This is a genomic window from Prevotella conceptionensis 9403948 (genome assembly GCF_000312305.1).
GTDB classification, from domain to species: domain Bacteria; phylum Bacteroidota; class Bacteroidia; order Bacteroidales; family Bacteroidaceae; genus Prevotella; species Prevotella conceptionensis.
Genome location: NZ_HE999446.1, coordinates 429,259 through 433,702, shown reverse-complemented (window position 1 = coordinate 433,702; position 4,444 = coordinate 429,259). Strand labels below are relative to the sequence as shown.

The 4,444-nt window shown below is 48.8% G+C and carries 3 protein-coding genes; all 3 read left to right on the top strand.

All coding sequences use genetic code 11. The features are described from left to right. Positions 1-642, top strand: a 642-nt coding sequence (locus tag BN93_RS07870) for a polyprenyl synthetase family protein (protein ID WP_044260108.1), incomplete at its 5' end; no start/stop codon positions are given. A gap of 139 nt (positions 643-781) precedes the next feature. Then, positions 782-2,113: a hypothetical protein gene (locus BN93_RS07865; protein WP_044260106.1), complete on the top strand. Its 1,332-nt coding sequence runs from the start codon at positions 782-784 to the stop codon at positions 2,111-2,113. Between the two features lie 348 nt (positions 2,114-2,461). Beyond that, the coding region (locus tag BN93_RS07860; RefSeq protein ID WP_019187803.1) for a TonB-dependent receptor plug domain-containing protein at positions 2,462-4,444 on the top strand (1,983 nt) is incomplete at its 3' end.

Below are 4,444 nucleotides of genomic sequence, written 5' to 3'. Positions count from 1 at the left end.
GGCGATTACATTCTCTCAACGGCCTTGCTTAACATTGCGCGCACAAACGATTGCGACATTGTTTGCGACTTGGCCGAACTGGGTCGCACGTTATCGAACGGCGAGATACTGCAACTAACCAACATTGCCAACACCAACTTCTCGGAAGAGGTGTATTTCGAGGTGATAAAACAAAAGACGGCCGCCTTGTTTGAGGCTTGTGCTGTGATTGGAGCAAAGGCCGGAGGAGCCGACAGGCAAGCTGTTGAGGCGGCTCGCGCCTTTGGACGCAACGTGGGCGTTATCTTTCAGATTCGCGACGACATCTTTGATTATTACCAATCGGCCGACTTAGGCAAGCCAACGGGCAACGATATGGCCGAAGGTAAGCTAACTTTGCCCGTGCTTTATGCGCTTAACACCACCGGAGATAGCCAAATGGCAGCCTTGGCGCGCAAAGTAAAGGCGCGAAACGTGTCGGCCGAAGAAATTGCACAGCTGGTGGAGTTTACCAAAAACAACGGCGGAATAGCCTATGCCGAACAAAAAATGGCCGAATGTAAGGCACTTACCGATGGGTTTATCAACCAATACATTGCTCAACCACAGCTGCAAGATGCTTTGAAAGCATACGTAAGCTTTATAATAGATAGAAACAATTGATAAAAGTTTTCCTTGTGTGTGAGCACACTATGACTAAGGAGAACACGCCAAATCAACAGCTTACAAATTACAGACTTCAATAACTTAACATAGCAAAACACGGCCATAAGGCCATTATTTAACAATTAAATTAGATAGCATGAGAGAATTTAGACGCTTTGGGTACCTAATGTTAGGTGCCTCTTTGGTGTTCGGTGTGGCTGCTTGTGGCTCGTCGAACGATGACAATGGCTCTATTCCTGGCGGAACAGACCCAGGAGACAAAACCGAGATTAACACCGAACTGACCCCCGAACAGAAAAAGCTTGAGTTAGACAAAACCGCTAAACGCGCCTTGGCACTGGTTAAATCAACCGACTTTACCAACATTGAGAACATTGCCAACTACGTACACGACAACCTTTCGAGCGAACATGCCACGGCAAAGATTAACAAGTGGTGGAAGGATAAGCTGAAAAGCTTTTGGACCGACCTTGGCAAACGCGAGAAAGACATGAAGGTAATGCAGCGCATGATAGACCTTTCGCAGATAAAAGGGCACTTTAAAGTGGTGAACGGACAATGGGTTAGGGAAGATGCCAACGACTTGCAGTTTGCTTTTAACGACAATAACGGCAAGGAATGTGTGCTTAAACTTGTGCTTGAGGGTAAGCAAACCAATATGTACGTGCCCTTCTTAGACGATGAAGAAAGAGTGTATAAGGGATATGGACATTACGATCGCACCAAGATTGAAACCAAATTAAACGTTCCCGAAAAAGCAACACTTACGCTTACGCAGGGCGGAAACACCTTGATGACGGGCGAATTGAACACCAAGGTATCTACAAACGGCACACTCGACGTGGCAAAAGACAATATCGAGGCCAACTGCAAGCTAACCATCAACAACTATGTAGTGGAGGTTAAGCGCGCTTTGTTCGAGGCAGCTAAGGGTGCAAAGGCCGAGGCCGCCGTCACTATTGGCAACCAAAAGCTGTTCGACATGGTGATTTCTGCTAATGGTAAAGCCACCAACGACCGCATTCAGGGCGTGGGCGAAGTAAGTATGGCGTTCGATATTTTGGGTGAAGTGCAGTTCAAAGGTAAGATAGACGATGGCAGCACGTTTAACAAATGGTACAGAAAGCTTGAAGAAGGTGGTACGTTTAAGAACAACAGCTTTGTTTATTACACCGAGAACGAATCCAAGGGATTTGTAGAACAAGCCAATAATCACCTCAATGCTGGTTTATTCTTAAAGGGTTCTGATAAGCGTAGCGCCAATATCGAGTTAGCAGTATTTGCAGAACAAGTACACGACAACTTAACACTAGAGTATAAAGTGATGTGGAAACCCTCTGCTTTGTTGAAGTTTGACGATAAAACTAGCTATGGCTTTAACGACTACTTCACGAAGAAGAACTTCCCCGACGTGTACAAGCAGGCTAGCAACTTGATTAAATCGTTCGAAAGAATGTTTGATAAGTAACCTCAATGCCATTGCCCTAGACCCACGGTTGGCCCTTGGGCGATGCGTATTTATAGCGTGATAGAAATGGTATCGAAACCACATCGCCTTATTAGTACAGCTGTACGAAGGCGCGTTTCCTTACCATTTCTATTTTGTTTTGAAACCACATTGCCTTGTTGTACAGCTGTACAAAGGCGCGTTTCCTCACCATTTCTATTTTGTTTTACTGCCGCATGCGTGGTTTTTTCTTGCTTATTGCATAGCCAGAACCCACCAAACGCCAAGCCAACAACAACTTTTTACCCTTAACCCTCCATCATTATTCGCCACTTAGCCCACCACATAAAGCCCCGAACATGGCTTGCCTTGCTCTTCACCACAGCCCTTTTGCCGGCCGAAGGGCAAACAGTCGACACGCTGAAAGCCGCAAACTTACGTAACGTGGACATCGTTGCGCCGCGCTTACGGGGCAAGTTGCGTGCCAATGCCTTAGGGCAAATAACGCTGAACCTCGACTTTCTGAACGACATGCCTAAGCTATTTGGCAATGCCGACCCGCTGCGCTATGCCCAATCGCTACCCAATGTGCAGACTAATGGCGAGCTAGACGCCGGCTTACACATCGAGGGGTGCGACAATGCACACAACGAAATGAGCCTTAATGGTGTGCCTGTGCACAACGCTGCCCATCTGTTGGGCATCTTTTCCGTTTTCAACGCCGGCCATTATGCACAGATGCGCTTTTCGCCCACAGCTGTTTCGGCAGGTCATGCCAATAGATTGGGTGGCTTTGTAGACCTTTGTTCGCCCGATACCATTGCCCACAAGCTTACCGGGGAAGGCAGTATCGGGCTTATTTCCTCGCAAGCCACCCTGCGCGTACCCATCAATGGCAAGATGGAACTAACGCTTTCGGGTCGTTCGGCCTACATAAACCTGCTTTATCATCGTTTGCTGAACATGGAGGACATGGCCTTAAAATATGGCTTTTATGATGCAAACCTAACGTGGACTTACCGTCCCGACGATAATAACATGCTGCGAATAGACTATTACAGCGGACAAGACGATGGCGAACTAAACGAAAAAGTATCTGTATATAAAGGCAAAATGAAGTGGGCCAACCATTTGGGTGCACTGCATTGGACAAGGCGCATGGGCCGAACAACGCTGCAACAAACGGCCTACCTCTCTGCCTATGGCAATGATTTCTATACTGGATTTGAAAATACGCACTTGCGTTTGCCCTCTTCTATTACCAATTGGGGCTACAAGGCGCACCTATCTTTTGCGCCATTAAGCCTACATGCCGCAGTGGTTTACCATCGTTTGCAACTTCAATCGCCCGAAGTGAGCGGCGATAGGCAGTACATCAACCCCGCACCACAACGCCAACGCACACTGGAAACATCGTTGGGAGCCGACATGGCCCTACCGTTGGCCGAACAACTAAAACTAACAGGCGGCCTACGAGCCACAATTTATCGCTCGCCCGATGCCACTTTCTACGGCCTAGACCCCCTTTTGCATCTTGTTTGGCAGTCGCCCGTGGGTGCATTCCTCGTTAGTGGGGCCATCAAGCGTCAGTACCTCTTTCGTACGGGGTTCTCTTCGCTCAACCTTCCCAGTGAGTTTTGGCTCTCATCGTCGGCCGTTCATCGTCCACAACGCGCCATCAACCTCTCGGCCAACTATCGCACCGCCTTGTTTAAAGGTGCATTTCTGCTTACGGCAGGCGTTTATCACAAGTGGCTTTACCATCAACAAGAATATGTTAGCACACCGTTCGAGGTTATTTTCAACCCATCCGACAACGTGAGTAAACACCTTGTTGAGGGCCAGGGGCGCAATTATGGCGCACATGTGATGCTCGAAAAGCGTTCGGGCTGCCTAACGGGATGGGTTAGTTACGCGTGGGGTAGGGCGCAACGGCATTATCCCGGCACAGCTTTGCTTGGCGAATATCCCGCCAGTCATGAGCGTGTACACGAACTTAACGCCGTAGCCGCATACCAAGTAAGCCCCCGTTGGCGTTTTGCTGCAACGTTGGTGTGGGCCAGTGGTACGCCATTCACCGCACCAGAGAACTTCTATATACTCGATGGCAACCTTGTTTCGCAGTTCGGACCGCACAATGGGGCTAGGCTTGGCACTTATGTTCGGCTCGACCTCTCGGCCAACTACCTGCTATATAGTCGCAATGGCCACGAACATGGCCTTAACCTCTCGGTATATAACGCCAATATGCGGCGCAACGACTTGTTTTGGCGCATACGTATAGACGGCGACGGCTATTCGTATAGGCCGCTATCGTTCATGCCCCAGCAAATGCCTTTTCTCCCATCCATC